This is a genomic window from Arthrobacter agilis (assembly GCF_006494655.1).
GTDB lineage: Bacteria > Actinomycetota > Actinomycetes > Actinomycetales > Micrococcaceae > Arthrobacter_D > Arthrobacter_D agilis.
This window is the reverse complement of the sequence record NZ_VHIM01000009.1, coordinates 92,579-118,031: the sequence shown is the minus strand read 5'-3', so window position 1 is coordinate 118,031 and position 25,453 is coordinate 92,579. Positions and strand designations below refer to the sequence as shown.

At 68.7% G+C, this 25,453-nt stretch carries 28 protein-coding genes; 21 read left to right on the top strand and 7 right to left on the bottom strand.

The features are described 5' to 3' along the window. The 12 genes from FJV46_RS13960 to FJV46_RS13905 all read left to right on the top strand — a co-directional run bounded on the left by FJV46_RS13960 (position 1) and on the right by FJV46_RS13905 (position 8,415). The gene (locus FJV46_RS13960) at positions 1-708 is read left to right on the top strand and encodes an alpha/beta fold hydrolase (protein WP_087026677.1); all 708 of its coding nucleotides are present in this window, start codon (positions 1-3) and stop codon (positions 706-708) included. A 22-nt stretch (positions 709-730) separates the two neighbouring features. Further along, positions 731-1,840 (top strand): amidohydrolase family protein, encoded by a 1,110-nt coding sequence (locus FJV46_RS13955; RefSeq protein ID WP_087026675.1) that lies wholly within the window; start codon positions 731-733, stop codon positions 1,838-1,840. Positions 1,841-1,891: 51 nt separating this feature from the next. Next, positions 1,892-2,791, top strand: a complete 900-nt coding sequence (locus tag FJV46_RS13950) for a VOC family protein (RefSeq protein ID WP_087026672.1) — start codon at positions 1,892-1,894, stop codon at positions 2,789-2,791. A 153-nt stretch (positions 2,792-2,944) separates the two neighbouring features. Beyond that, a complete protein-coding gene (gene rpsP / locus FJV46_RS13945) occupies positions 2,945-3,349 on the top strand; it encodes a 30S ribosomal protein S16 (protein ID WP_087026670.1) in 405 nt (134 codons plus the stop codon). A gap of 1 nt (position 3,350) precedes the next feature. Next, a complete protein-coding gene (locus tag FJV46_RS13940) occupies positions 3,351-3,596 on the top strand; it encodes an RNA-binding protein (protein WP_055773313.1) in 246 nt (81 codons plus the stop codon). Between the two features lie 118 nt (positions 3,597-3,714). Continuing rightward, positions 3,715-4,344: a ribosome maturation factor RimM gene (rimM, locus tag FJV46_RS13935; protein ID WP_087026667.1), complete on the top strand. Its 630-nt coding sequence runs from the start codon at positions 3,715-3,717 to the stop codon at positions 4,342-4,344. Then, positions 4,344-5,132, top strand: a complete 789-nt coding sequence (trmD, locus tag FJV46_RS13930) for a tRNA (guanosine(37)-N1)-methyltransferase TrmD (RefSeq protein ID WP_087026664.1) — start codon at positions 4,344-4,346, stop codon at positions 5,130-5,132. The genes rimM and trmD overlap by 1 nt, the downstream gene beginning before the upstream one ends. A gap of 210 nt (positions 5,133-5,342) precedes the next feature. Continuing rightward, the gene (gene rplS / locus FJV46_RS13925; protein ID WP_087026661.1) at positions 5,343-5,702 is read left to right on the top strand and encodes a 50S ribosomal protein L19; all 360 of its coding nucleotides are present in this window, start codon (positions 5,343-5,345) and stop codon (positions 5,700-5,702) included. A 9-nt stretch (positions 5,703-5,711) separates the two neighbouring features. Further along, positions 5,712-6,395, top strand: a complete 684-nt coding sequence (gene lepB / locus FJV46_RS13920) for a signal peptidase I (protein WP_240046478.1) — start codon at positions 5,712-5,714, stop codon at positions 6,393-6,395. A gap of 91 nt (positions 6,396-6,486) precedes the next feature. Next, positions 6,487-7,344, top strand: a complete 858-nt coding sequence (lepB, locus tag FJV46_RS13915; RefSeq protein ID WP_087026656.1) for a signal peptidase I — start codon at positions 6,487-6,489, stop codon at positions 7,342-7,344. Next, entirely contained in the window at positions 7,341-8,081 is a 741-nt protein-coding gene (rnhB, locus tag FJV46_RS13910) for a ribonuclease HII (RefSeq protein WP_087026653.1), read from the top strand. Before lepB (FJV46_RS13915) ends, rnhB begins: the two co-directional genes overlap by 4 nt. A gap of 7 nt (positions 8,082-8,088) precedes the next feature. Continuing rightward, positions 8,089-8,415 carry a DUF2469 domain-containing protein gene (locus FJV46_RS13905; protein WP_087026650.1) on the top strand — a complete coding sequence of 109 codons (327 nt, stop codon included), beginning with the start codon at positions 8,089-8,091 and terminating at the stop codon, positions 8,413-8,415. Positions 8,416-8,551: 136 nt separating this feature from the next. Here FJV46_RS13905 and FJV46_RS13900 read toward each other — a convergent pair whose 3' ends face one another. Further along, positions 8,552-8,881 carry an Rv3202a family protein gene (locus tag FJV46_RS13900; protein ID WP_087026647.1) on the bottom strand — a complete coding sequence of 110 codons (330 nt, stop codon included), beginning with the start codon at positions 8,879-8,881 and terminating at the stop codon, positions 8,552-8,554. A 308-nt stretch (positions 8,882-9,189) separates the two neighbouring features. Between FJV46_RS13900 and FJV46_RS13895 the strand changes: the two genes are divergently transcribed. The 6 genes from FJV46_RS13895 (at position 9,190) to FJV46_RS13870 (ending at position 14,871) form a co-directional block, all read left to right on the top strand. Beyond that, positions 9,190-9,555 (top strand): YraN family protein, encoded by a 366-nt coding sequence (locus FJV46_RS13895; protein ID WP_179195189.1) that lies wholly within the window; start codon positions 9,190-9,192, stop codon positions 9,553-9,555. Further along, the gene (locus FJV46_RS13890) at positions 9,555-11,090 is read left to right on the top strand and encodes a YifB family Mg chelatase-like AAA ATPase (protein WP_087026790.1); all 1,536 of its coding nucleotides are present in this window, start codon (positions 9,555-9,557) and stop codon (positions 11,088-11,090) included. The genes FJV46_RS13895 and FJV46_RS13890 overlap by 1 nt, the downstream gene beginning before the upstream one ends. After that, positions 11,087-12,286, top strand: a complete 1,200-nt coding sequence (dprA, locus tag FJV46_RS13885) for a DNA-processing protein DprA (protein WP_087026645.1) — start codon at positions 11,087-11,089, stop codon at positions 12,284-12,286. The genes FJV46_RS13890 and dprA overlap by 4 nt, the downstream gene beginning before the upstream one ends. Positions 12,287-12,404: 118 nt before the next feature. Then, entirely contained in the window at positions 12,405-13,052 is a 648-nt protein-coding gene (locus FJV46_RS13880) for a methylated-DNA--[protein]-cysteine S-methyltransferase (RefSeq protein ID WP_087026641.1), read from the top strand. Positions 13,053-13,205: 153 nt separating this feature from the next. Next, positions 13,206-14,144, top strand: coding sequence for a tyrosine recombinase XerC (locus FJV46_RS13875; protein WP_420836680.1), 939 nt, complete (start codon positions 13,206-13,208; stop codon positions 14,142-14,144). Between the two features lie 223 nt (positions 14,145-14,367). Further along, positions 14,368-14,871 (top strand): DUF3145 domain-containing protein, encoded by a 504-nt coding sequence (locus FJV46_RS13870; RefSeq protein WP_087026634.1) that lies wholly within the window; start codon positions 14,368-14,370, stop codon positions 14,869-14,871. 167 nt (positions 14,872-15,038) lie between these two features. On the opposite strand, the gene fabF is transcribed toward FJV46_RS13870, so the two are convergent. The 6 genes from fabF to aceE all read right to left on the bottom strand — a co-directional run bounded on the left by fabF (position 15,039) and on the right by aceE (position 22,995). After that, complete coding sequence (fabF, locus tag FJV46_RS13865) at positions 15,039-16,274, bottom strand: beta-ketoacyl-ACP synthase II (RefSeq protein ID WP_087026631.1); 1,236 nt, start codon at positions 16,272-16,274, stop codon at positions 15,039-15,041. Between the two features lie 115 nt (positions 16,275-16,389). Continuing rightward, a complete protein-coding gene (locus FJV46_RS13860; RefSeq protein ID WP_087026628.1) occupies positions 16,390-16,635 on the bottom strand; it encodes an acyl carrier protein in 246 nt (81 codons plus the stop codon). 75 nt (positions 16,636-16,710) lie between these two features. Next, positions 16,711-17,772, bottom strand: coding sequence for a beta-ketoacyl-ACP synthase III (locus FJV46_RS13855; protein WP_087026625.1), 1,062 nt, complete (start codon positions 17,770-17,772; stop codon positions 16,711-16,713). Beyond that, on the bottom strand, positions 17,769-18,734 hold the full coding sequence (locus FJV46_RS13850; protein WP_087026624.1) for an ACP S-malonyltransferase: 966 nt from the start codon (positions 18,732-18,734) through the stop codon (positions 17,769-17,771). Before FJV46_RS13850 ends, FJV46_RS13855 begins: the two co-directional genes overlap by 4 nt. A gap of 98 nt (positions 18,735-18,832) precedes the next feature. After that, a complete protein-coding gene (locus FJV46_RS13845) occupies positions 18,833-20,125 on the bottom strand; it encodes a PucR family transcriptional regulator (RefSeq protein WP_087026621.1) in 1,293 nt (430 codons plus the stop codon). A 116-nt stretch (positions 20,126-20,241) separates the two neighbouring features. Continuing rightward, a complete protein-coding gene (aceE, locus tag FJV46_RS13840) occupies positions 20,242-22,995 on the bottom strand; it encodes a pyruvate dehydrogenase (acetyl-transferring), homodimeric type (protein ID WP_087026618.1) in 2,754 nt (917 codons plus the stop codon). Between the two features lie 358 nt (positions 22,996-23,353). Here aceE and FJV46_RS13835 point away from each other — a divergent pair, with 358 nt between their 5' ends. From FJV46_RS13835 to FJV46_RS13825, 3 genes are read left to right on the top strand one after another with little or no spacing between them, the layout of a single operon-like run. Next, complete coding sequence (locus FJV46_RS13835; protein ID WP_087026615.1) at positions 23,354-23,773, top strand: DUF3052 domain-containing protein; 420 nt, start codon at positions 23,354-23,356, stop codon at positions 23,771-23,773. A gap of 3 nt (positions 23,774-23,776) precedes the next feature. Next, positions 23,777-24,241 (top strand): redoxin domain-containing protein, encoded by a 465-nt coding sequence (locus tag FJV46_RS13830; RefSeq protein ID WP_087026612.1) that lies wholly within the window; start codon positions 23,777-23,779, stop codon positions 24,239-24,241. Between the two features lie 30 nt (positions 24,242-24,271). After that, positions 24,272-25,231 carry an NAD-dependent protein deacetylase gene (locus FJV46_RS13825; protein WP_087026608.1) on the top strand — a complete coding sequence of 320 codons (960 nt, stop codon included), beginning with the start codon at positions 24,272-24,274 and terminating at the stop codon, positions 25,229-25,231. The last annotated feature ends 222 nt before the right edge of the window (positions 25,232-25,453 follow it).

The following is a 25,453-nucleotide window of genomic DNA, read 5'->3' as shown; positions in this document are numbered from 1 at the left end:
ATGCCGGCGGAACGCGTGGTGTTCGTCCACGGTGCAGGGTCCTTCGGAGCGGCGGCGTGGCCCCGGCAGCACGGGCTGTCACTCGAGTTGGCCTGCCTCTACGTCCGACGGCACGGCTTCTCCACGACCGGGGAACCGGAGCCGACGGACCACGCCCGCGACCAGGCAATCGTCGCCGAGGCGCTGGGCGGCGGCGGCCACGTCGTCGCGCACTCCCAGGGGGCGGTCGCCGCAATGATGCTCGCGGTGGAGCGGCCCGACCTGGTCCGCACGCTGACGCTGGTGGAACCCGCGTGCTTCTCCCTGACGGCGGAACTCCCGGCGACCGCCGCGCACATCGCCCTCATGACGCCACTGTTCGCCGACCGGACCACGATGTCGGACGACGAGTTCCTCCAGGAATTCGTGCGCCGTGCCTTCTCGGCGGACGCGCAGCCTCCGACGACCGCCGAAGCCAGGCGCAGCGCCGCGCGACTGAGGCTGCACAGTCCACCGTGGGAGGCGCCGCTGTCGATCGTCCCCGGTGTCCCGACCTTCGTCCTGACGGGCGGCTGGGAGCCGCTGTACGAGGAGGTCGCCGACTACCTCGCCGGCACGGGCGCGGTCCATCGGCAGGCACCCGGAGGGCACCGCCCGCACGATTCCCGGGAGGGGGACGCGCTCATCCGCGCCTTCCTGCGGACAGGCACCGCGGAGTCCGTGGCATGAACCCGGACGGCGACGGGACAGCATGAGTGTCGACGACGGCGGCTACACCCACCTCACCGGAACCGTCCTGCTCTCGCCGACGCTGACCGTGCGTGACGTGTACCTCCAGGCCGGACGGTTCACCTTCGCGAGGCCTGCAGGCAGTCCCGGCCGGGTGATCGAGGGCTGGGTGCTGCCCGGGCTCGTCGATGCGCACTGTCACGTGGGGCTGGACCGGCGCGGCCTCGTGCCGGACAGTCTCGCCGAGGAGCAGGCCCTGCAGGACCGCGATGCGGGCACGCTGCTCATCCGTGACGCCGGGGTGGTCAACGACACCCGGTGGATCCAGCAGCGGGACGACCTGCCGCGGCTCGTACGCGCCGGGCGTCATGTGGCCAGAACCGGTCGGTACTTCCGGGACTACGCCGTCGAGGTGGAGCCGGAGGGTCTGGCCGCGGCGGTGGCGGAGCAGGCCCGCCGCGGTGACGGCTGGGTCAAGATCGTGGGCGACTGGATCGACCGCTCCGTCGGCGACCTGATGCCGGCATTCCCGCCGGCCGCACTCAGCGACGCCGTGGCCGCCGCCCACGCCGAGGGCGCCCGCGTCACGGCCCACTGCTTCGCGGCGGACACACTGGACGCCATGCTGGACGCGGGGATCGACTGCATCGAGCATGCGACGGGCATGCTGCCGCGGCACATCCCGCGTTTCGTCGAGCAGGGTGTCGCGATCGTCCCCACGCTGATCAACATCGACACCTTCCCCGCCATCGCGGCCGGCGCTGCCGGGAAGTACCCCGACTACGCGGCGCACATGCGCGCGCTGTGGGGCGGGCGCCACGCGATGGTCCGCCGGGCCTTCGACGCCGGCGTCCCCGTCTTCGCGGGAACGGATGCCGGCAGCGTGATAGCGCACGGCAGGCTCCCGGACGAGATCGCCGCTCTCGCGACGGCGGGACTCGGACCGGTGGCAGCACTCGACGCAGCCTGCTGGTCAGCGCGTACCTGGCTCGGCTTCCCCGGTATCGAGGAGGGCGCGAGCGCGGACGCCGTCGTCTGTGCAGAGGATCCACGGCTCGACGTCGGCACCCTGGCGGCCCCGCACGCCGTCGTCCTGCGGGGTGGGGTCGTGGCTGGACGCTGCGCGGAATAACTTGAAGCTTCAAGTAGTTGGACGGAGTACACCTACTTCAAGGAGCTCCCCATGCAGACGCAGGACCTGCTGCCCACCGACACGACCATGGGCACCCTGACCCTCAGGGTCGGCGATCTCGCCGCCATGTCCACCTACTACCGCACCGCGCTCGGGCTCGCGGTGCTCGAGGACGGTACGGACGCCGTCGTTCTGGGTCGACGCGGCAGCGCGGTCCTCCGCCTCGAATCGGCAGGGCACCTGCGGCTGCCGCCGCCCGGCCAGGCCGGCCTGTTCCACACCGCGCTCCTCTTCGAGGAGCCCGCCGACCTCGCCGCCGCCGTCGCCTCGGCGGGCAAGCACCCCCTGAGTACCTACGTCGGCAGCGCGGACCACCTCGTCAGCGAGGCGTTCTACTTCACCGACCCGGAGGGCAACGGGATCGAGCTCTACGTCGACCGGCCGAGGGAGAGCTGGGCATGGACCCCCGGCGACGGCGGCGCACGCACCGTGGTCATGGACAGCCTGCCCCTTCCGCCCAGGGACTACCTCGAGCAGCACCTGACCGAGGACGCGATGACGCAGGCCGAGTCGAGGGGTGCCGCCGTCGGGCACGTCCATCTCCAGGTCGGAGACGTCGGGACCGCGCACCGGTTCTACGTGGAGGCGCTCGGCTTCGAGCGCACCGCCGGGTGGCACGACCAGGCACTCTTCGTCTCCGCGGGCGGGTACCACCACCACATGGCGATGAACGTCTGGAACAGCAGGGGGGCCGGCCCGCGCCGGGACACCCTCGGGCTCGGGGAGGTCCTCATCCGCGTGCCGGGCGCCGACGAGGTGGCGGCGCTCGCCGACCGTCTGTCCGTCGCAGGCATCGAGAGCCGGCACACGGGGGAGGAACTGCGCTTCGAGGACCCGTGGAAGAACCAGCTGAGGGTCACGACGGGGCCGGGCGCCGACGGAATCGCCTAAAGCCGGAGCCATCTGGCACAATAGAGCCGTACTCGATCCGTGCAGCCCCTCTCTCTGCGCGCATTGTGTCCTTTGAACCCCCATGAATGGCCCGCCCCACGGGAGCAGGATGACGGGTTCGCCCCTTTTCGTTAACAAGGAGTGACCACACAAGTGGCCGTAAAGATTCGCCTCAAGCGCATGGGCAAGATCCGCGCACCGTTCTACCGTGTCGTCGTCATGGATGCACGCTCCAAGCGTGATGGCCGTGCCCTCGAAGAGATCGGCAAGTACAACCCCACCGAGGAGCCCTCGTTCATCGAGATCGACTCCGATCGGGCCCAGTACTGGCTCGGCGTCGGCGCCCAGCCGACCGAGCAGGTCTCCGTGCTCCTCAAGATCACGGGTGACTGGCAGAAGTTCAAGGGACTCAAGGGCCAGGAAGGCACCCTGAGGACCAAGGCGCCCAAGGAATCCTTCGTCGCCCCCGAGAAGGGTTCCGTGATCGTCCCCGAGGCCATCACGCCGAAGGCGAAGAAGGCCGACGACACCGCCACGGAAGCCACCGAGGCAGAGTAAGTTGCTCGCCGACGCCCTGGAGCACCTCGTCCGCGGTATCGTCGACAACCCGGACGACGTCCGGGTCTCCGCGAAGAACAACCGTCGCGGCGAGACTCTGGAGGTTCGCGTGCACCAGGAGGACCTGGGTCGCGTGATCGGACGTCAGGGCCGCACCGCCCGTGCACTGCGCACGGTGGTCGCCGCCCTCGCGGACGGCGAACCGGTCCGCGTGGACGTCGTCGACACCGACCGTCGCCGAGGCTGACGCCCCGAGCAGTGCAGGAACGCCGAGATCGGCCCCACCACCAGGACCTGGCGGTGGGGCCGATCTCATGTTCCACCCTCTTCCACCGCCGCATCGGCCCAACAGCAGGAGCACCACCATGGATGTACTCGTCGCCAGGATCGGGAAGCCCCACGGCATCAAGGGTGAGGTCACGGTCCAGCTCTTCACGGACGCCCCCGAGGACCGCTTCGACGCAGGGGAGACGTTCCGGGTCGAAGGCGCGAAGGTGCCGGAGCTGACCGTCGCGAAGGCCCGCTGGAACAAGGACATCCTGATCGTCGCGTTCGAGCAGGTGGCCGACCGCAACGCTGCGGAGACGCTGCGCGGCGCCCAGCTCTTCATCGACACCACCGGCACCGAGGATGATGACGACGACTCCTGGTACGAGCACGAGCTCGTGGGGCTCGAGGCCCGGGTGGACGGTGCGCCCGTCGGGAGGGTGACCGCCCTGCGCACGATGGCGGTGCAGGACCTCCTGGTCGTCGAACTCACGGGCGGACACGAGGCGTTCGTACCCTTCGTCGGCTCCATCGTTCCCGAGGTGAACCCCGACGAGGGCTTCGTCGTCATCGTCCCGCCGGCGGGACTCTTCGACCTCAACACGCCCGGTTCCAACCAGGCCCCGGACGACGGCGACGACGCCGCTCCGGACCTCCCGGGCGAGGCCGCTCCCGGGGACGCCCCCGACACCGCGCGCGTCACGGCCGAAGGCCAGGCGCGCGACTAGTGCGCATCGACGTCGTCTCCATCTTCCCGGAGTACCTCGCCGCGCTCGAGCTGTCACTGATCGGCAAGGCGCGGCAGGACGGCGTCCTCGATGTACGTGTGCACGATCTGCGCACGTTCACCACCGACCGGCACCGCACCGTGGATGACACACCCTACGGTGGTGGCGCGGGCATGGTCATGAAGCCGGAGCCGTGGGCACAGGCGCTGGATGCCGTGCTGGCGGACGCGCCGTCTCCCGACCGCCCCACTCTGGTCGTACCGTCGCCGGCCGGCGCGGTGTTCGATCAGGCCATGGCCCACGACATGGCGTCCCTCGATCACCTGGTCTTCGCCTGCGGCCGGTACGAGGGCATCGACGAGCGTGCCATCGAGTGGGCCCGGGACGGTTTCGACGTCCGGCCCGTCTCGCTCGGCGACTATGTGCTGAACGGCGGCGAGGTCGCCGTGCTGGCCATGGTCGAGGCGGTGGGCCGGCTCATTCCCGGCGTGGTCGGCAACCCGGAGTCCCTCGTGGAGGAATCGCACTCCGACGGGCTCCTGGAATACCCCGTCTACACCAAGCCGTCGTCCTGGCGCGGCCGCGACGTCCCGGAGGTCCTGCTCAGCGGAAACCACGCGAAGATCGCCCAGTGGCGGCGGGTGGAGCAGTTCCGGCGCACCGCAGACCGGCGGCCGGATCTCCTCGCGGACGTCGACGCGACAGCGCTGACGAAAGCGGATCTCGCGGCGCTCCGCGGAGCCGGATTCGACGTCGTCGACGGCAGGCTCACGCGCCCCGCCCATTAGCGGTTGGGGCCGCGATTGTGGAACAATGATGGATTGTGTCCACTGGGCCGGACCCTGCCACAGGGGGCGTCCTGCCAACAGTCTCACACCGGCCACCGAGCCTTCGGATCGGCCGGGACAATCTCTTCGGCGACATTGCCCGGGCTTCGTCCTGTCCTTGATCGCCGTGACCCACGTGAATGACCTGTGGCGTTCACCAGGAGTACGACAATGCACATTCTCGATTCCGTCGACGCCGGATCCTTCCGCGACAACGTCCCCGACTTCCGCGCCGGAGACACCGTCAACGTCCACGTCAACATCATCGAAGGCAAGAACACCCGTGTTCAGATCTTCAAGGGGTTCGTCCTCGGCCGCCAGGGTGACGGCATCCGCGAGACCTTCACGGTCCGCAAGGTCAGCTTCGGCGTCGGCGTGGAGCGTACGTTCCCCGTCCACAGCCCGGTGCTGGACAAGATCGAGCTCGTCTCCCGGGGCGACGTGCGCCGCGCCAAGCTGTACTACATGCGTGAACTGCGCGGCAAGGCAGCCAAGATCAAGGAGAAGCGCGACCCCAAGACGGTCAAGTAACCTCTCCTGGTGCATGAAACCCCCGCTTCCCGACGCGCAGTCGGAGAGCACACGAAACGCCGGTCCCGTCGAACGGGCTGGCGTTTCGTGTTCTCCGCCATCCTCGTCGCGGCCGTCATCACCGGCCTGGTCCGCGCGTTCCTGATCGACGTGTACTTCATCCCCTCCGGATCGATGGAACCACTCCTGACGGAAGGGGACCGCGTTCTCGTGAACAAACTCGAGGACACCGGGGCCGATGTGCGGCGGGGGGATGTGGTGGTGTTCGACGGCAGGGGTTCCTTCGATCCCATCACCGACCAGCGGAGCCTCCCGCAGCGGGTCATCGCGGGTGCCGGCCAGTGGCTCGGCCTGGCAGGAAGCGACACCGTCTACATCAAGCGCGTCGTCGGCGTCGCCGGAGACCGCGTGGTCTGCTGCGCCGAGGACGGTCGGTTGAGGGTCAATGGACGCGCCGTGGACGAACCGTACGTCTTCCCCGGCGACGTCCCGAGCGAGCAGGCCTTCGACGTCGTCGTTCCCGACGGACGGGTCTGGCTGCTCGGCGACCACCGGTCCGTGTCCATGGACTCGAGGTCCCTGCTGGGCGCTCCCGGAGGAGGACTCGTACCCGGGGAACGGATCATCGGGCGGGCCTTTCAGCTAGTCTGGCCTGTGGACCGGTTCGGGCCGCTCGAACGGCACGACGGCTGAGCCGACGGGCCGGGCGGCAGAACCCCGCCCACGCAGCAATGCCGTCGGTGGGACGACCGCCGGCCACCACGATCCCGGAGGACATCAGCACATGGCACGCAGCTTCCGCAGGAAGTCGCCGGCGGGGGCCGAGGCACCCGCCACGGATCCCGTCCACTCCCAGGAATCCGGGGGAGCGGCGGACGCCCAGAGCGCTGAGGGGACCTCCAGGCGGGCCTCCCGGTCCTCGCACACCCCACAGGACAGGAAGGAATCGGACCGCGGATTCGGGGCCTGGCTGAAGGAGATCGCCACGATCGTGGTGATCGCGCTGCTCCTCTCCTTCCTCATCAAGACCTTCCTCTTCCGAGCGTTCTTCATCCCCTCGGGTTCGATGGAGGAGACCCTCGAGATCGACGACCGCATCTTCGTGAACCAGCTCGTGCCGCAGCCCTTCGACCTCCAGCGCGGTGACATCGTGGTTTTCCGCGACACCGAAGGGTGGCTGCCCCCGCAGGCCGAATCCCAGGTCGGCTGGTTCAAGGAAGCCCTGATCTTCATCGGCCTCGCCCCCGACGAGTCCCAGCAGCATCTCGTGAAGCGCGTGATCGGGCTCGCCGGGGACCAGGTCATCTGCTGCGACGCCGAGGGCCGCATCACGGTCAACGGCGAACCGCTGGACGAGCCCTACCTGTTCCCCGGCGCGAACCCGTCGGACACCCCGTTCGACGTCGTCGTGCCCGAGGGGAAGGTCTGGGTCATGGGCGATCACCGAAACGCATCCGCCGACTCGCGGGCCAATCGGGACAAGCCGGGGGAGGGTTTCGTCAGCGTCGAGGACATCGAGGGCAAGGCGGCCGTCATCGCCTGGCCCCTCAACCGCATCGGTTTCCTCGGAAATTACCCCGACGTCTTCGACGGCATCCCCGACCCGGAGGCGGCTGCGCGGCCCACACCGTCGGGCCCATGACGCGGCCGCGGGGCAAGAGATCGAAGGCTCCCACCCTGAGGTTCGAGAAGACCTTCCTCGACCTGGGCCACCGCTTCGTCGCCGGCTGCGACGAGGTGGGCAGGGGCGCGCTGGCGGGACCCGTGTCGGTCGGCATCGTCGTCGTGGATCTCGCCTCCGCGGCGGGGCTCCGCGGCGTGCGTGACAGCAAGCTGCTGACTCCCGCCGAGCGTGTGGCGCTCGTGCCGCGCATCCGTCGCTGGTCCGTGGCGTCCGCCGTCGGGCACGCGAGCGCAGCGGAGATCGACGCCCTGGGACTCATGGCTGCGCTCCGGACCGCCGGAGGTCGCGCCTGGGATTCCGTGCTCGAGGATCTCACGCCCGACGTCGTCGTGCTCGACGGCAATCACGACTGGCTCTCCGCTCCGTCGCAGGACGTCCTCTTCCCCACTGGAGGGGATGCCCTGCCGGACCGGACACGCGGCTGCGCCGCGCCCGTCCACACGAAGATCAAGGCGGATCTCACCTGCCTGAGCGTCGCTGCGGCGAGCGTGCTCGCGAAGGTGGAGCGTGACGCCTTGATGGTCGCCCTCGCGGCCGAGCACCCGGCGTTCGGCTGGGAGGTCAACAAGGGATACGCCACCGGGATGCACAGGGGCGCCATCGACGCCGTGGGGCCCAGCGACCACCACCGGAAGACCTGGCGGCTCGGGAGCGCGGAGCGGCCGGGCACGCCACGCCTGGAAAGTACGGGATGATGGTCGAATGAGTGCCGAGGATCTTGAGAACTACGAAACCGACATGGAGCTTCAGCTCTACCGCGAATACCGCGACGTCGTGGGGCTCTTCAGCTATGTGGTGGAGACCGAGCGCCGGTTCTACCTGGCGAACAACGTCGACCTCCAGGCGCGGTCCGCGGACGGAGAGGTCTACTTCGACCTGACCCTGCAGGACGCCTGGGTGTGGGACGTCTATCGTTCCGCCCGCTTCGTGAAGAACGTCCGCGTCATCACCTTCAAGGACGTGAACGTCGAGGAGCTGGCGAAGTCCGACGACATCGCCCTGCCAAAGGACGGCACGCTCGGCAACTGATCCGGGCGCATCTCACTGATCGCGTCGGACGGAGCACATCTCGCTGATCGCGTCGGGCGGGCAGCGTCGCGCTGATCGCCTCGCGCTGAGCGTGTAGGGCGGGTACGCCGGCGGTGGCGTCCGCCGCCACAGCCGGTCAGGTCGTGGGGCCGTCCTCGGCTGATCCTCGGGGGAAGGCGTCCTCGCCGTCGGTCCGCACGTCCGAGGCCTGCTCCAGACGGTCGGCCTCCGAGCCGCCGGTTCCCTCGCCTGCTATCCCGGCCTCACCGACGTCGCCGATCTCACGGCCTTCGGCGTCGTCGACGAGTGCCGGGGTCCGCTGCTCCTGCCGGTCGGCCTCCGATCCGCCGGTCCCGTCCCCGTTTCCCCGGGCGGCGGGCGGAGATCCACCGGGCTGGTCGACCCCACCCTGTTCCTGGACGTCGGCTTCGCTGCCGCCGGTCTGGATATCGTTCGGCTCGGACACGGCTCTCTCCCTCACTGCTCGTCCGGCGTCGGTCGGCGCCGCTGTTCCTCCACGCTACGAGGCGGAGCGGCGGGCGGGCCACCGAATTCTGGGCGCGCTGCCGCGGTTGTCTCCTGGCCCCTCCGCCCGTCACGGGGTCGTCAGGTCCGCGGCGGGACCCTTTCTGTCGTGATTCCCCGCCAGGTGTCGGTGGATTCCGCCCCGGGGTCTGCCCTGCCGTGACGTGACCAGATGCTCGGCGGCCGTTGTCCACATAGCTGCCCTTCTTCCCCTGTGCCCCCGTGGTTGGTCGGAGGCTGGACGAGGAGGTGATGGCCATGTTGGCGAAGGACCGACTGGGCCGCCGCGGGGAAGCGACGGCTGCCGAATATCTGGAACGTAGCGGGTTGAGGATCGTGGACCGGAACTGGCGGTGCCCGGCCGGTGAGATAGACCTGGTGGCCGTGGACGGGTCCACGCTCGTGATCGTCGAGGTCAAGACGCGTAGCTCGGACGATTTCGGGCAGCCGCTCGAGTCCATCACGGCGAGCAAGCTCGCGCGGCTGTACCTGCTCGCGTCGAAATGGGCACGCGCACACAACCTGCGCTTCAGCGGATTCCGCATCGACGCGGTGGGGGTCCTCGACGACGGTTCCGGTGCTCCCCGGATCGAACACGTGCGGTCGGTGATCTGATCGTGCTCGGCCGGACCTACGCCGTGTCCCTGGTCGGGATGAACGGCCACGTCGTGGAGGTCGAGGCCGACATCGGACAGACGCTCCCGGCGTTCGTGCTGCTCGGCCTCCCGGACGCGTCGCTGAACGAGGCCAAGGATCGCATCCGGGCAGCTGCGCGCAACGCCGGGACGCCGCTGAGCAGGCGCAAGATCACTGTGAACCTCATTCCGGCATCCCTGCCGAAGAGGGGGTCCGGATTCGACCTGGCGATCGTCATGGCAGCCCTGGCCGCTGCGGGCGACGTGCGGGGGTGCGGTCCCACAGTCTTCATCGCCGAGCTCGGGCTCGATGGACAGCTCCGTCCCGTGCGGGGGGTCCTGCCGGCGGTCATGGCGGCCGTCGAGGCCGGACACCGGTGCATCGTCGTGGCGACGGAGAACGAAGCGGAAGCGGCCCTCGTCCCCGCCGCCGAGGTGCGGTCCTTCTCCACGCTCACCGCGGTGGCCCTGGCCTTCGGCGCCGACATCACCGGCGGTGGTCCTGTCGATTCCGTGCCGCGGACGGCAGCGGTCACATCCGTCCCGCAGCCGGTGGCCGTGAAGGACCTGGCGGACATCGCGGGCCAGCACGAAGCGCGGTTCGCTCTCGAGATCGCTGCGGCCGGTGCGCACCATCTCCTGATGATGGGTCCGCCGGGCGCGGGCAAGACGATGCTGGCCGAGCGGCTTCCCGGCATCCTGCCGGACCTCGAGGACGATCACGCCATGGAGGTGACCGCCATCCACAGTCTGAGTGGTGAGCAGCACTGCGCAGAGCTCGTTCGGAAACCACCCTTCGAGAGTCCGCACCACACCTCCACGCCGGCATCGATCATCGGCGGTGGAAGCGGTATCCCGCGGCCCGGCGCGGCGTCCAGAGCGCATCGCGGCGTCCTGTTCCTGGACGAAGCGCCGGAGTACGAACGTCGGGTGCTCGAAGCGCTCCGGGAGCCGCTCGAGAGCGGACGTCTGGTCCTCCACCGGGCCTCGGGCACTGCGTCGTATCCTGCCAGGTTCCAGCTGGTCCTCGCACTGAATCCCTGTCCCTGCGGTCTCGCCAACGGGAAGGGGATCGATTGCCTATGCACGGCTCAACAGCGCCGCAGATACTTCAACCGGCTGTCGGGACCGCTGCTGGACCGCGTCGACCTGCAACTGGCCGTGCAGCGCGTGAGTCTCGCCGACTACGCATGCGGGCCGTCGGCCGAGACCTCGAAGGTCGTCGCGGCGCGGGTCGCCGAGGCGCGGGCCGCACAGCGCAGTCGTCTGAGCCGTTGGAACCATTCCACGAATGCGGAAGTGGAGGGCCGTGTCCTGCGCGGTGAGCTCGCTCTTCCTCGGTCGGTGACGGCTCCCCTGGACAAGGCCCTGGACCGCGGCCTCGTCAGTGCACGCGGGTGGGATCGTGTGCTGCGCGTCGCATGGACCATCGCCGACCTCGTCGGCCGGCAGAGGCCCGACGCCGACGACGTCATCACCGCTCTCGGTTTCCGTTTGCAGGAGCGAGCGGCATGACGGCCTCCGTCCCCGAAACCTCTCGCGCGCGGGCGGCGCTGTCGAGACTCTTCGAGCCGTCCGACACCGTCGGCCTCGGACTCGCCGCCGTCGTGGGCCCTGTGGACGCCCTGCGGATCGCCCGGGGTGACCTCACAGCGGGTCGGGAGGTGCGGACGTCACTCTACGAGCTCCTGGGCATGGACGGGGATGGTCGCCGTGACCACCTGCAGGAGGGGCTCGACCGGTGGGCGCCCCGGGTCCCGGACCTGGCTCCCGACCGGGATCTGGCGACGCTCGGGCGGCTCTCGGGCAGGCTGGTCACCCCGGAGTCGGGGGAGTGGCCCGCTGCTCTGGACGATCTCCAGTCTGCGGCTCCCCTGTGCCTGTGGGTGCGCGGCGTCCACGCCGTCCCTCCCCTCGATCGGTTGGCGGCAGTCGTCGGATCGAGGGACAGCACCTCGTACGGGGCGTCCGTGACCGCCGAGATGGCCTCAGGTCTCGTGCTGCGTGGGTATTCCGTGGTGTCCGGTGGTGCTTACGGAATCGACGCACAGGCACACCGTGCAGCCCTTGCCTCGGGTGACGACGATCAGCCGCCCACCGTCGCCATTCTGGCCTGTGGTGTCGATCGCTACTACCCGGCAGGGAACGAGGAGCTCCTGCGGGTCATAGCCTCCCGGGGGCTGTTGATCTCCGAGGTGCCGCCGGGGAGTTCGCCGACACGATGGCGTTTCCTGCAGCGGAACAGGGTGATCGCGGCCCTGAGTGGGGTGACCGTCGTCGTGGAGGCGCGCTGGCGGTCGGGTGCACTGAACACGGCGCATCATGCTGCCGGGCTCGGCAGGCCCGTTGGGGCTGTGCCCGGCTCGGTCCATTCGGCCAACTCCGCGGGGTGCCACCGGCTGCTGAGGGACGGAACGGCCGTCTGCGTCACCGATGCGGCAGATGTAGCCGAACTTGCCGGGCCCATCGGCAGCGTGCCGACAGGCGATCGCCTGCGGGAGGCCACCGCGCCGGTCCGGGACCAGGACGGCCTCACGATCCCCGACCTGCTGGTGCTGGACGCCCTCCCCGTCCGGTCCTCCACGACAGTGGACAAGCTCGCCGTCGTCGCCGGACTGGCTCCCCGGGAGGTGCTGAGTGGACTTGCACGGCTCGAACTCGCCGGGCTTGCCATCAGAACCAGCGAAGGATGGCTCCGGCAGAAGGGCTGACACGTTCGCCCGTTCCTCATCCCTCGTCCCCCGTCCCCGCCCTGCCAGTAATCGCCTACTGCGTACCGCCTAACTCCACGATCGAGCTTTCCACGCCACACACCCGAAGGAGAACGCAATGTCCACCAGGCAACCCCGCGATGACCAGGACGATCGCACACCGCGCGGCGAGCGCACGTACCTCGATGTCGACAGCCCCGTGAGTCCGCTCCGCATCGTGGTCGACGCCGCGGCCATCGTCGGGCTCTACCATGGCGATCATTCACCGAGTCCCGCGCCGGACCTCCTCGGACAGCCGGCGTCCTCACCGTCGTCCTCACTGTTGTCCTCGCCGTCGGCCCGATCCTCGGAGCCGACCGCCGACGCGGCGGGGAAGGTGATCGACAGTCCGCAGACCCCCGAATGCGGCCTGCTCGGCCGCGCGGCCGTCGAACTCGAGGAGTACTTCGCAGGGGACCGGCAGCGTTTCGACGTCCCTGTGGTACTGCGCGGCACCGATTTCCAGCGGGCGGTGTGGGCCGCACTGATCGACATCCCGTTCGGCGAACGCCGAAGCTACCGTGACATCGCCGAGCAGCTCGGCAATGCCGGTATGGGCCGGGCCATCGGTGCCGCTGTGCGCGCCAATCCGGTGTCGATCATCGTGCCGGGCCACAGGATCGTCAGTAGTACCGGGACCGTCATCGGCTACGCCGCCGGCGTCGAGACGAAGATCCGGTTGCTCGACCGTGAGGCAGAGGCGCTGTCACGGATGGCGGGCGGCTGAGCTCAGCCATGTCTGCCTTCGGGAGAGCCTCGGCGTGTTCGGCTGCCGACGGGGGACCCGGACCGGACGCCGCAAGGCATGGATACTGGTGACATGGCTCCTGGTGACCCGCATCGAGACGGACGGCGACGGACGGTGACGGAGGTGAACGCCGTGACGGACGTGAAGGCCGCTGAGGCACGTCCGCCCGCGCTCGCCGCAGCGCTCTCCGGGTTCGAGGACTACCTGACACTCGAGCGGAACCGGTCCGCGCATACCGTGCGGGCCTACCTGGCCGATGTCGGGCTCTTCCTCACGCACGCCCAGCACGCCGGGATCTCCGATCTCCGCCACCTCGAGCTCCGTCATTTCCGCACGTGGTTGGGCGTACTCGACGAGGCCGGCCTGGCGCGGTCCACCCTCGCGCGGCGCGCGGCATCCGTCCGCACCTTCATGGACTGGGCGGTCCGGGAGGACGTCATCCCCTCGAACCCGGCCCTCCGGCTGCGGGCGCCGAAGCGCGCCGGCACCCTGCCGGCCGTGCTCAATCAGGGGCAGGCCCAGGCGCTCTTCGCGGACGGCGACGCGCGCCGGGAGCAGGGCGATCCTGGGCAACTGCAGCAGCGGGCCATCCTGGAGGTGCTGTACGGCACGGGGATCCGCGTGGGAGAACTCGTGGGGCTCGACCTCGATGACATCGACACCGAGCGGCACGTACTCGTCGTCGTCGGTAAGGGCGACAAGCAGCGGACCGTTCCCTACGGCATACCGGCCGGACACGCCCTCGACGACTGGCTGAGACGCGGCAGGACGCAGTGGGTCTCGGAGAACAGCGGCCCGGCGCTGTTCCTGGGCCGCCGCGGTGGGCGGATCGATCCGAGAACGGTACGGCGTCAGGTGAAGGATGTGCTCGATGATCTGGGGGACACGGCTGCCACCGGCCCGCATGCGCTCAGGCATACTGCAGCCACCCATCTGCTCGACGGCGGGGCGGACCTCCGCGCTGTCCAGGAGTTGCTCGGCCACTCGAGTCTCGCCACCACACAGCTCTACACCCATGTCTCGGTCGACCGCCTGCGGCGCAGTTACGAGCAGGCACATCCACGCGCCTGACGTGGCGTGATGTGGCCGACCTCCGGCGCGGCGGTGCCCCTAAAAGCACAGCGCGGTAGTTACAGTGGCGAAACTTGCGCTCGTCGTGCACAATGAGCAGTGTTAACACAGAACCCGCGCCACGGCGCGGGTGGGTCTCACAAGGCAGCGCCTCGTCCGTTCGCAGTTTCATCAGCCAGTGCAGGTCGTTGGGGAAGACGTACCTACAGCTATGGAGGATGGAATGTCTGTTGTGATGGCGCGTGGTGTCCTGTACGTGCACTCGGCCCCTACTGCGTTGTGCCCTCATGTCGAGTGGGCTATCGGCTCGGTGCTGGACAAGCGGATCGACATGGAGTGGACGGCGCAGCCTGCTGCGCCCGGAATGCTCCGGGCCGAATTGTCATGGGTCGGGCCCCAGGGGTCCGGCGCGCAACTCGCGTCGGCACTGCGCGGCTGGGCCCACCTCCGGTACGAAGTGACCGAGGAGCAGAGCGCCGGAGCTGATGGCGGCCGTTGGTCCCACACACCCGAACTCGGGATCTTCCACGCCACGACGGACGTGCACGGCAACATCATGGTGACCGAGGACCGCATCCGCTATGCCTACGAAGCGGGTGCCGGCGATCCGGCAGCGGTCTACCACGAACTGTCCCTTGCGCTCGGTGAATCTTGGGACGAGGAACTGGAACCGTTCCGCCATGCAGCAGAAGGTGCTCCCGTGCGGTGGCTGCACCAGGTCGGATGACCCGCTCCACCTGGTCACGCTCTTCCTGAACGGTTCAGCCGAGCGCCCTGACGTCGTCGGCGGGTGCGTCGACGATCGATACCCGCCCTTCAGAGCAGGAGGATGATCGGCTGCCGAACGAAGAAGGCACCACCCCCGGCGGGTGGGGCCTTCTCCGCGCCGGAGGATCAGACGCTGCGGAGCACGATCACGGCATTGTGGCCGCCGAATCCGAAGGAATTGCTCAGGGCGACGATATCGCCCGACGGCAGATCCCTCGGGCTCGTCACGACATCGAGCGGGATCTCCGGGTCCTGATCGTCCAGGTTGATGGTGACCGGTGTCTTCCGCTCGTGCAGCGCGAGGACGGTCATGACGGCCTCGACCGCGCCCGAGGCACCGAGTAGGTGACCCGTCTGCGACTTCGTGGCCGAGACGGCCACCTGGTCGAGGTGCGAGCCGAGCGCAGCCCTCAGAGCGGTGTACTCGGGCTTGTCACCCACGGGGGTGGACGTGGCGTGCGCATTCACGTGCACCACGTCCTCTGCCTGCGCCCGCGCATCGAACAGCGCCGCCTTGAGGGCCCTCGTGGCACCGAGGCCCTCGGGGTCCGGTGCGGTGATGTGATAGGCGTCGGCCGTCACGGAAGTCCCTGCGAGTTCCGCGTAGATGCGGGCGCCACGGGCGAGCGCATGTTCCTCGGCCTCGAGGACGATCGCGCCGGCGCCTTCGCCCATGACGAAGCCGTCGCGGTTCGTGTCGTACGGACGCGATGCCAGCTCCGGCTCGTCGTTCCGGCGGGACAGTGCGTGCATCGATGCGAAGGCCGCGATGGGCATCGGGTGGATGGCAGCCTCGGCGCCACCGCAGACGACGACGTCAGCCTTGCCCGATCGGATGAGCTCGAGCCCCTGGTGCAGGGCCTCGGTCCCGGAGGCACAGGCCGAGACGGGGGTGTGGGCTCCGGCGCGTGCACCGAGATCGAGGCTCACCGCGGCTGCGGGGCCGTTCGGCATCAGCATCGGGACGGTCATGGGCAGCACGCGGCGGGGCCCCTTCTCGCGCAGGGTGTCCCACGCGTCCAACAGGGTCCAGACCCCGCCGATGCCGGTCGCGAACGCGACGGCGAGACGGTCCTTGTCGACGTCCTCGATCCCCGAGTCGCGCCACGCCTCGCGGGAAGCGACGACGGCGAACTGCGTGGAGGGGTCCATGCGCTTGGCCTCGACCCTCGAGAGCACCTCCGACGCCGGGACGGCGATCTGGGCCGCGAACGTCACGGGCAGCTCGTACTGCTGCACCCAGTCGGCTTCGATGGTCCGCGCACCCGAGACGCCCTTCAGGGAGTTGGCCCACATCGTGGGGACATCTCCACCGATCGGGGTGGTTGCACCGAGTCCGGTGATGACGACTTTGCGTGGCATGGTCACTCTTTCGAAGCTGGGACGTGTGCCGGCGGAGCCGGGCGGAGGGATGACGGATGCGGCCGCCCCCGGCGGGAGACGCCTGGAGCGGCCGCAGCGCCGGGAAGGGCAGGAGCTAGGACTGCGCGCCCGAGATGAAGGTGACGGCGTCGCCGACGGTCTTCAGGTTCTTGACCTCTTCGTCGGGGATGCGCACGCCGAACTTCTCTTCGGCGTTGACCACGATGGTCATCATGGAGATGGAGTCGATGTCGAGATCGTCGGTGAAGGACTTGTCCATCTCGACCGACTCGGGGGCCAGGCCCGTCTCCTCGTTGACGATCTCTGCCAGACCGGCCAGGATTTCTTCGTTGCTAGCCATGATGGCTCCTTTTCTGTTGCTGCCGGTGCACCGGCGGGATGATCAAATCGCGCTGTCGCGATTTGGGCTTGGAAACTAGGGAAGCACCACGACCTGGGCCCCGAAGACGAGGCCGGCCCCGAAGCCGATCTGAAGTGCGAGCGTGCCGCTCAGTTCCGGCTGCTCCTTCAGTGTGCGGTGCATCGCGAGGGGAATGGATGCCGCGGACGTGTTGCCCGCGTCGACGATGTCCCGGGCCACGTAGACGTGGTCGGGAAGCTTCAGCTGCTTCACCATCTCATCGATGATACGGATGTTGGCCTGATGGGGCAGGAAGACTGCGAGGTCCTCGGCCGACACGCCTGCGGCGTCGAGGGCGCGCTGCGCGACCTTCGCCATCTCCCAGACGGCCCAGCGGAAGACCGTCGGTCCGTCCTGGCGCATGGTGGGCCAGAGGCTCTGGCGGGCGGCGTCGGAGTCGGGCTCGGCCTCGCCGTCCGCTGCGGGCGCGCCGAGGGAGAAGTCGCGTGTGTCCAGCAGTGACCGCGTCATGCGGATGGCCTCGTGCTTGCTGCCGTCGGACCCCCAGACGGAGGGGCCGATGCCGGCAGCCTCGCCCGGGCCGATCACGACGGCGCCTGCGCCGTCGCCGAGGAGGAACGAGATGGTGCGGTCGGAGTTGTCGATGAAGTCGGACAACTTCTCCACCCCGACCACGAGGACGTACTCGGCGGTCCCGGCGTGGACCAGGGCATCAGCCTGGGCGATCCCGTAGCAGTAGCCTGCACACGCGGCGGAGATGTCGTAGGCGGGAGCCGGTGTTGCTCCGAGGCGATCGGTCAGCTGGGCGGCGGCTGAGGGCGTGGCATGGGGGTGCGTGACGGTCGAGACCAGCACGGCGCCCAGCTGGGACGCGTCGATCCCGGCTGCGGCCAGGGCCTCACGGGAGGCAGCCTCCGCCATGTCGATGACGCTCACGTCGCGGGGCGCCCGGTGGCGCGTCACGATGCCGGTCCGTTGCCGGATCCACTCGTCGGAGGAGTCGATCCACTGGCAGACGTCCTCGTTGGTCACGATGATCTCCGGGCGGTACGCACCGACACCGAGTATCCGCGTGTGTTCGCGGAGTGGGGCTTGCTTGATCGCGGTGATGCTCACTGGGGTCCTTCGGGGAGGGGTGCGGGGTCGAGGTCCGTGGTGCGCGAGTGTTCCTCGATGAAGCTGCGTGCGGCGTCCAGGTCCTCGGGAGATTTTACGGCGAGAGTCGCCGTACCGCGCATTCCGCGTTTCGCGAGACCCACCAGGGTGCCTGCGGGGGAGAGTTCGATCAGCCCGGAAACCCCCATGGCCTGCATCGAGTCCATGCAGAGATCCCAGCGGACAGGGCGAGAGACCTGCGCTATGAGGCTGTCCAGGTTGCCCTCGCCCGTGGCGACCGGCCTGCCGTCATGGTTGGAGATCAGCGTGCCCACCGGGTCCGTGGGCGTGAGGCGCGGACGCAGTGCCTCCAGGGCCGTGACGGCGGGGGACATATGGTCGGTGTGGAATGCTCCGGCGACCTTCAGCGCGATGACGCGCGCCTTGGCCGGCGGGTTGTCGGCGAGTGCTGCGAGTTGCTCCAGGGTTCCCGCTGCGACGACCTGACCGCCGCCGTTGGCATTGGCCGCGGTGAGTCCGAGGTCCGCCAGCCGGGCGGCGACGTCGTCGGGATCACCCCCGAGCACTGCTGCCATACCGGTCGGCGTGGCAGCGGCGGCCTCGGCCATGGCGTTGGCGCGCACCCGGACGAAGGCGACGGCGTCGTCCTCGGAGAGTGCCCCCGCGATGCCGGACGCCGTGAGCTCGCCCACGGAATGGCCGGCCACCACGGTCGCAGCAGTGAGCGGGTAGTCCTGCAGGAGCAACCGGGCGGTCATGAGCCCCGCGGCGACGATGAGCGGCTGCGCGACGGCGGTGTCCTTGATGGTGTCCTCGTCGGACTCGGTGCCGTGGCGGATGAGGTCGATGCCGGCACGCTCACTCAGGCCGCCGAGATGATCGGCCACTCCCGGGAGGTCGAGCCAGGGGGAGAGGAATCCCGGGGTCTGTGAGCCCTGTCCGGGGCAGGCGATTGCAAGCACGCTTCCAGCTTTCCAAATCGGGGGGCGGTTATCGGGTGTTCGGCTGAACCAAGCTGTTTGGTGCTCTTTGTAGGAAGTCTACAAGGAGCACGGCTGTGTCATCGGGACGGGACGGTGCCGGGCCGGGAGCCGCGCCCCGTCGGTGCAGGGGGTCCGGTCCCGGTCGGGGCCGGTGCGGCGGACGCGGCGAGGCGTCCGACGACGAGCGCCGTCTGCAGGACATAGGCCTCCCTGGGTATCAGCGGGTCCCACCCGGTCACGTCCGAGACCCTCCGCAGGCGGTACCGCACGGTATTCGCGTGGACGAACAGCGCGCGCGCGGTGGCTTCGAGCGAATGACCGAGGGTGAGATACGCGGAGAGTGTCGGTTCCAGGCCGTTGGACGCCGCGACGAGCGGGCGGTAGATGGTTCGCACCAGGGAACGTCGCGCGGTGTCGTCTCCCGACATGACGCGTTCGGGCCACAGGTCCTCCGACGAGACAGGTCGCGGGGCGCCGGGCCACGCACGGGCGGCCGTCAGTCCGGCGAAGGCCGCCTGCGCGGAACTGCTCGCCGTGACGAGCGACTCGGCTTCCGGCCCGAGCACCACGGCACCGTCCCCGAACAGCTCGCTGATCCGCGGGTAGGCCTTGGGTGCGTCGCGCACTCCGCCGAGCACGAGGATGAGCCGATCGCCCTGGATACCCACGAGCACGTCCTCGGCGAGCCGACCGGTGACCCGCCGGAGCTCGTTGAGGAACCCGACGTTCGCTTCCGGCGGCGCACTCCCCACCATGACGGTGATGCGTGCCTGCGAGGTCCAGCCGACGGCGGCGATGCGGGACCGGAGGGCGTCCGAGCTCTCACCGCGCAGGATCGCATCGACGACGAGGGCCTCGAGCCTGGTGTCCCAGGACCCGCGGGTCTCCGCCGCCCGAGCGTAGACGTCGGCCGCGGCGAAGGCGACCTCCCGCGAGTAGCGCAGGACGGCTTCACGCAGGGGGCCCTGGTCGGCGGCGGGCGCCAGGAAGGGCACGTGGTCCTCGACCACCTGAACGACCACGCGGATGAGCTGCAGGGCCTTCTGAAGGCTGATGGAGCGCGTGAGTTCCGTCGGTGCCGTCCCGAAGACGTCGCTCAGCACCCAGGCGGGGGAGACGGGCTTCTGGTACCAGTTGACGAAGGAGGCGATGCCCTTCTGAGCGACGAGGCCGAGGGCGGATCGTTCGTCGGGCCGCAGGCCCCGGTACCACGGCAGGTCGGCGTCGAGCTGCCGGAGGGTCGCCGTCGAGAGCGAGCCGATGGTGGAGCGGAGTTTCTCCACGGTGGCGGGGTCCGGTGGGGCCGTACCGGCGTTGGTGGTGCCTGATGCATGTGGCGGGCTACCGGGATTGTCGTCGGGCTGCGGCATCCTCTGAGCATACGGCCCCGCCTACCGCGGGACCGCTTTGTGCGAAGGCTACAAAAAAAGACGGTGGGGAGCAGCGCTGTGCTGCTCCCCACCGTCACCTCCGCGCGGACGGGACCCTAGGCGTCGCCGCCCGCGTTCCCGGTCGTTCCGGCGTTGACATCGAGCAGGCGGTACTTCTCGATGGCCTCCTTCGGAGCGTTCGCGTCGACCTCGCCACGGCGTGCGAGCATCTCCAGCGCCCGGACGACCATGGAGTGGCTGTCGATCTTGAAGAACCGGCGCGCTGCCGCGCGGGTGTCCGAGAAGCCGAAGCCGTCGGCCCCGAGCGTCGCGAACTCGTTCGGCAGGAACTGGCGGATCTGGTCGGGTACCGCCTTCATGAAGTCTGACACCGCGACGATCGGGCCGGTCGCGCCTTCGAGCTGCTGCGTGACGAACGGCTTGCGGGCCTCGGCGCCGGGGTTCAGGAACGCCTCCTCCTCGGCGTCGAGCCCGTCGCGGCGGAGCTCGTTCCAGGAGGTGACGGACCAGACGTCGGCCGAGACGCCCCAGTCCTTCGCGAGGATCTTCTGTGCCTCGAGCGCCCAGGGGACAGCGACGCCGGATGCGAGCAGCTGCGTCCGCGGGCCGTCCTTCTTGGCCGGCTTGAGCAGGTAGATGCCTTTAAGGAGGCCCTCGACATCCAGGTCCTCCGGCTCGGCGGGCTGCACGAAGGGCTCGTTGTAGACGGTGATGTAGTACATGACGTTGCGGAAGGACTCCGGCTTGTCACCGATGTCGCCGTACATCCGGTTGAGGCCGTCGCGGACGATGTGCCCGATCTCGTATCCGAAGGCGGGGTCGTACGTGATGACGGCCGGGTTGGTCGACGCCAGGATCGGCGAGTGGCCGTCCGCGTGCTGCAGTCCCTCACCGGTCAGGGTGGTGCGGCCGGCCGTGGCTCCGATAATGAAGCCGCGCGCCATCTGGTCGGCTGCCGCCCAGATGGAGTCGCCCGTCCGCTGGAACCCGAACATCGAGTAAAAGACGTAGATCGGGATGAGCGGCTGGCCCTGCGTGGCGTAGGCCGTGCCGGCTGCGGTGAACGCGGCCATCGAGCCGGCCTCGTTGATGCCAGCGTGCAGGATCTGGCCCTCGATGGACTCCTTGTAGGCCAGGACGAGGTCGCGGTCCACGGACAGATAGTTCTGGCCCTTGGGGTTGTAGATCTTCGCGGTCGGGAAGAACGAGTCCATCCCGAAGGTGCGTGCCTCGTCGGGGATGATCGGGGCGATCCGCTTGCCGAACTCCTTGTCGCGCATCAGGTCCTTCAGGATGCGCACGAAGGCCATGGTGGTCGCGGCCATCTGCTTGCCCGACCCGCGCTTGGCCATCTCGTACGCCTTGTCACCCGGAAGGACGACGTCGGCGTGCTTGGTCCGGCGCTCGGGGACGAATCCGCCGAGATCGCGGCGGCGCTCGAGCATGTACTTGATCTCGGGAGAATCCGCTCCCGGGTGGTAGTACGGCGCGTTGTAGAGGTCGTCGTCGATCTGCTCGTCGGTGACCGGGATGCGCAGGTGGTCGCGGAACGCCTTGAGGTCGGCATTGGTCAGCTTCTTCATCTGGTGCGTCGCGTTGCGCCCCTCGAAGTGCGACCCCAGACCGTAGCCCTTGACGGTCTTCGCAAGGATGACGGTCGGCTTGCCCTTGAACTCCGTGGCGGCCTTGTACGCCGCGAAGACCTTGCGGTAGTCGTGTCCGCCGCGCTTGAGGTTCCAGATCTCGGCGTCGGACAGGTCCTCGACCATGGCCTTCGTCTCGGGGGACTTGCCGAAGAAGTGGTCGCGGACGAACCCGCCCGACTCGGCCTTGTAGGTCTGGTAGTCGCCGTCGGGCGTCTGGTTCATGATGTCGACGAGGGCGCCGTCCTTGTCCTTGGACAGCAGCGAGTCCCACTCGCGCCCCCAGACCACCTTGATGACGTTCCAGCCGGCACCGCGGAAGAAGGCTTCGAGCTCCTGCATGATCTTGCCGTTGCCGCGGACCGGTCCGTCCAGGCGCTGCAGGTTGCAGTTGATGACGAAGTTCAGGTTGTCGAGGTTCTCGTTGGCTGCCAGCTGGAGCAGGCCGCGCGACTCGGGCTCATCCATCTCGCCGTCACCCAGGAAGGCCCAGACCTGCTGCTCGGAGGTGTCCTTCATCCCACGGTTGTGCAGGTAGCGATTGGACTGCGCCTGGTAGATGGCGTTCATGGGACCGATGCCCATGGACACGGTGGGGAACTCCCAGAACTCGGGCATGAGCCGCGGGTGGGGGTAGGAGGAGAGCGCGTGGCCCTCCTTCGACTTCTCCTGTCGGAATCCGTCGAGGTCCTCCTCGGTGAGGCGGCCCTCGAGGTAGGCGCGGGCGTACATGCCGGGGGACGCGTGGCCCTGGAAGAAGATCTGGTCCCCGCCGCTCGGGTGGTCCTTGCCCTTGAAGAAGTGGTTGAAGCCCACCTCGTAGAGGGTGGCCGCTCCCGCGTAGGTCGAGATGTGTCCGCCCACGCCGATCTCGGGACGCTGGGCCCGGTGCACCATGACCGCGGCGTTCCAGCGCAGCCAGGCGCGGTACTTCCGTTCGATCTCCTCGTCACCGGGGAACTCCGGTTCCTGGTCCGCGGGGATCGTGTTGACGTAGTCCGTCGTCGTGACCATGGGGACTCCCACGGACTGGGCGCCCGCCCGCTGCAGGAGCGAGCGCATGATGTACTGCGCGCGCTCGGTGCCCTGGGTGCGGATCAGTTGGTCGAGGGACTCGATCCACTCCGCGGTCTCCTCGGGGTCGCCGTCGGCCTTGCCGACCGTCAGACCGCTCAGAATATCCGCTGTACCTTGTTCAACAGCCACGCGATATCTCTCCACTTCCACAGATGTTGTCTGTGTCGCTTTATGCCTGCGCAGGGCTCGTGGGCCCGCGCAGAGATGCATGCTCGGCCGGTCGGCGTCAGCACCGCGGCCATATACCGATTCACTCTATCGCCGCCGCGCCTTCCGTGCGTAGCGGGACCGGGCCCTCCGGGCACATTACGCCGAGGGCGTGGGTGCAGCCCGTCGTCGGGCCGCGCGGTGCGGAGCACCGCCGGCGCTCAGCGCGCCAAAACGGCCGTCCGGCTTGATGCGTGGCGTATAAAGGTGTTGGCTGGTAGCAATGAACATCTATACGAAGGCGCGTCACGCGACGTTCCGTCTTTCCAGGAGGAGCTAAGTGAGCGAGGCTGAAGCCGCCACTGCGGTCGATGTGGCAGGCAAGATGGGTTTCAAGAGTGGAGACCTTGTTCAGGAGCTCGGGTACGACGACGACGTCGATTTCGATTTCCGGGAGCAGCTCGAGGACGGCATCGGGTCCGAACTGCTCACGGAGGACGATCAGGATGTCGTCGACGGCGTCATGCTGTGGTGGCGCAGCGGCGACGGAGATCTGGTGGACGCCCTCGTCGACGCCCTGACTTCGCTCGATGCCGGCGGCGTGGTCTGGCTCCTCACCCCCAAGTCCGGTCGCCCCGGATACGTCGCTCCCGCCGATGTGCAGGAGGCGGCGCCGACCGCGGGCCTGCACTCCACCTCCTCGGCCGGTGTCTCGAAGGAATGGGCTGCGACGCGGCTCGTCAGCAGAAGGAAGCAGTAGGCCTTGCCTCTCGACATCGGATCCACCGCACCCTCCTTCACTCTGGCCAACCAGTTCGGCGAGACAGTGGAGAGCACGTCCCTCGTCGGCGGCGCCGTCGTCGTGTTCTTCCCGTTCGCCTTCTCGCGCGTGTGCACCGACGAACTGGGCCAGTTGCGCGACAATCTCGAGCTCTTCGATGCAGCGGGCGTCAGCCTCGTCGCCGTCTCGGTCGACCACAAGTACACGCTCCGGGCTTTCGCGGACGCCAACGACATCCCCTTCGATCTGCTGGCCGATTTCTGGCCCCACGGATCCGTGACGCGGGCGTACTCCGCGTTCGACGACGCCAAGGGCTACGCCGATCGCGTCAGCTACGTCCTCGACGGTAGCGGTGTGGTCCGCGCCGTGGTGTCCTCGGAGCATGGCCAGGGCAGACCGATCACCGATTACTCACAGGCCCTGTCAGCGGTCGAAGCGGCTCTGTGACGGTGCGATGATCCCGGCCCGGACACGGCGATGAGTTCGCCGGGTGATCGGTCCCGGCTTCGCGAGGATCTCCCCGGCCCGGAGTCGAACCCCGGGCTGGGCCTCACGGGCTTCGTCAGCGCGACGCCGGCAGGAGGGCTCGCCCCGCTGACCGGGGAGGAGCGCAAGCTGCTGGACGAGGCGGTCTCCCTCCTGTCCGGGCATCGACTGGCAGTCCTGACCGGAGCCGGCCTCAGCACCGATTCCGGTATCCCCGATTACCGCGGGCCCAACTCCGTGCCGCGCAACCCGATGACGTATCAGCAGTTCGTCGGCGACGAGGCGCTCCGGCGCAGGTACTGGGCCAGGAACCACGTGGGCTGGCGCCATCTCCGCAGGGCGGACCCCAACGCCGGGCATGCCGCCGTCGCGCACCTGGAGCAGCGGGGACTGCTGTCGGGATTGATCACGCAGAACGTCGACAAACTCCATTCCTCCGCAGGCAGCTGCCGCGTCATCGATCTCCACGGGACCTTCGACCGCGTGGTCTGCCTGCAGTGCTCGTCGACCTTCGCCCGGTCCCGTATCGCCGACATCCTGGAGGACTTGAATCCCGGGTATCTGGAACGCGAGTCGGAGGCGGGCGACGTAGCCCCGGATGCGGACGCCGACGTCGATGACACGGGTGACTTCGTGATGGCGCCCTGCCCGATCTGCGGTGGCATGCTCAAACCCGACTTCGTCTACTTCGGTGAGAACGTGCCGAAGGACCGCGTCGCTGATGCCTATGCGATGGTGGACGCCGCGGGAGCACTCCTCGTGGCTGGTTCATCCCTGACGGTCATGAGTGGCCTGCGCTTCGTGCGCCATGCCGTCAAGGCGGGAAAACCCGTGGTGATCATCAACCGGGGGTGGACCCGCGGCGACGAGTTCGCGTCGATGAAGATCGAAGCCGGCGTGTCCGAGGCACTGACGTACCTGGCGGACCGGTTGCCGGATCGGACGTACTGACACGTATTGTCGTTTGCCCGAAGCAAGTAGTCACGTTCCGATTCGGGTAACGGATACTGTGTCGCCTGCCTGCGGGCCAGTCCTATGTTGATCCCATAGGTCTCACACCCGGGGTGGAAAATGCGTTCGTCGATCAGGTCTCTTGCCATAGCTCTCACCGCCGCCGCGGCTGTGGTCGTCGCGCCACTCGTGGTCGATGCCGGGACCGCGCCGCCGCCTGGC